The organism is Allobosea sp. CER48, from assembly GCF_044752385.1.
GTDB lineage: Bacteria > Pseudomonadota > Alphaproteobacteria > Rhizobiales > Beijerinckiaceae > Allobosea.
This window is the reverse complement of the sequence record NZ_JBIWYK010000557.1, coordinates 1-1,793: the sequence shown is the minus strand read 5'-3', so window position 1 is coordinate 1,793 and position 1,793 is coordinate 1. Positions and strand designations below refer to the sequence as shown.

At 66.2% G+C, this 1,793-nt stretch carries 2 protein-coding genes; one reads left to right on the top strand and one right to left on the bottom strand.

Annotated features, from left to right (window positions below; translation table 11 throughout):
- A partial coding sequence (locus ACIPIA_RS15495; RefSeq protein WP_400510841.1) for a DEAD/DEAH box helicase occupies nt 1-1,196 on the bottom strand: 1,196 nt, incomplete at its 3' end.
- A gap of 162 nt (nt 1,197-1,358) precedes the next feature.
- On the opposite strand from ACIPIA_RS15495, the gene ACIPIA_RS15490 reads away from it, so the two are divergent.
- The coding region (locus ACIPIA_RS15490) for an alpha/beta fold hydrolase (RefSeq protein WP_400510839.1) at nt 1,359-1,793 on the top strand (435 nt) is incomplete at its 3' end.

Here is a 1,793-nt window from a genome sequence, read left to right as displayed (position 1 = left end):
CGTCCACGGCCGCGCTTGTCGTCCCGGCGTCCCTTGCGATCCTCGCGCGCCTCGCCGGGAGGCAGGGCATCGAGGCCGGGGCCTTCGTAGGCGATGGTCTGGCCCGTCAGCTTCTCGACCGCGGAAACGAGCTTGTCGTCATGGCGCGTCACGATGGTGAAAGCGGTGCCCAGGCGCCCGGCGCGACCGGTGCGGCCGATCCGATGGACGTAATCCTCGGCATGCGTCGGCACATCGAAGTTGAAGACGTGGCTGACGGCGGGAATGTCGAGGCCGCGCGCGGCGACGTCGGAGGCGACGAGGATCGGATTCTCGCCGGTGCGGAACGACTCCAGTGCGGCCATGCGGGCGTACTGATCCATGTCCCCGTGCAGGGCGACCGCCGGGAAGCCGTGCCGCAGGAGGGACTTGTGCAGCGTCGCGACGTCGCGCTTGCGGTTGCAGAAGACGATCGCGTTCTGCAGGTCCGCAGCGCCCTTGATGAGGCGGCGCAGCGTCTCGCGCTTCTCGAAATCCTGGGAGTTGGACGCGATCAGGCGCTGGGTGATCGTCGCAGCGGCCGTCGCCGGGCGCGAAACCTCGACGCGGACCGGATTATGCAGGAACTGCTCGGAGATCCGGGTGATCTCCGGCGGCATGGTCGCCGTGAAGAACAGTGTCTGCCGGGTGAACGGAACGAGCTTGCAGATGCGTTCGATGTCGGGAATGAAGCCCATGTCGAGCATCCGATCCGCCTCGTCGATGACGAGGAGTTCGACGCCCGTGAGCAGGAGCTTGCCACGCTCGACATGGTCGAGCAGGCGGCCTGGCGTCGCGATCAGCACGTCGACGCCGCGGGTGATCTTGGCGTCCTGGTCGCCGAAGGAAACGCCACCGATCAATAGTGCGACCGAAAGCTTCTGGTTGACCCCGTAGCGGGTGAAGTTCTCCTCCACCTGCGCCGCGAGCTCGCGCGTCGGCTCCAGGATCAGCGTGCGAGGCATCCGGGCCCGGGCGCGCCCGGTTTCAAGGATGGTCAGCATCGGCAGCGTGAATGCTGCCGTCTTGCCCGTGCCGGTCTGGGCAATGCCCAGAACGTCCTTGCGGGCGAGTACATGTGGAATGGCCTGGGCCTGGATGGGGGTCGGCGTGCTATAGCCCGCGGCCGTGACGGCCGTCAGAACCTTTTCGCTCAAGCCGAGTTCGGCAAATGACATCGCGTATGGCGCTTCTTCAGGGTCGGTGAAACGCGGTGGGATGACCTGCTCAACCACCGCGTTGGCGCGACAACACTTCCTGCGCGCCTTCGGACTGGTGTGGAATGCAAAGAAAACGCGGCAAAGTCAATCATCTAGCCTTGAAAGGACTGCTTTAGCCTCATGAAGGAGCCGCTTGTTCTCGTTCCCGGGCTCAGTTGCACCGCTGCGCTCTATGCTCCGCAGTGGCCAGCGCTGGCCGATGGCCGGCCCATCCTGGTTGCCGATCACAGCCGCGACGATACGCTTTCGGCCATTGCCGGGCGCCTTTTGGCCGCGGCGCCGGCCCGCTTCGCACTCTGCGGACTCTCGATGGGGGGCTATGTCGCCTTGGAGGTTCTGCGCCAGGCGCCGGAGCGGGTCACGCGGCTCGCATTGCTCGATACCAGCGCCAAGCCTGCGACTCCGGAGACCAACGTGCCGCGCGAGCAGATGATCGCGCTGGCGGAGAAGGGCGCCTTTGACAACGTCACCACGCTGCTCTGGCAGAGGCTGGTGGCGCCGGGGCGGCTCACTGACGAGCCGCTGAGGCTCCTCGTGCGGCAGATGGCCGACGAT